Below are 232 nucleotides of genomic sequence, written 5' to 3' on the forward strand. Positions count from 1 at the left end.
GGCTGGCGCCAAGTTGGTGGGGGGTAATCCGGGGTCGGGGTGGGGGGGGGGGGGGGTGTGGGGGGGGGGGGGGGGGTGTTGGGTGGGGGGGGGGGGGGGGTGGGCGGGGGGGGGGCGGGGGGGGGGGCTGGGGGGGGGGGCGGGGGGGGCCGGGGGCGGGGCGTCAAGCCCACGGCGCACATCACTCGCAGAGTATGGTAGGGCTGAACTCCCCTACTCAAAAACAGACACA

1 protein-coding gene is annotated in these 232 nt (G+C 77.6%); it reads left to right on the plus strand.

The window, feature by feature from the left end; genetic code table 11:
* The coding region (locus AAEZ02_RS23635; RefSeq protein WP_351125699.1) for a hypothetical protein at window positions 1-232 on the plus strand (232 nt) is incomplete at both ends.

Source organism: Shewanella sp. T24-MNA-CIBAN-0130 (assembly GCF_040310185.1).
GTDB classification, from domain to species: Bacteria; Pseudomonadota; Gammaproteobacteria; order Enterobacterales; family Shewanellaceae; genus Shewanella; species Shewanella psychromarinicola.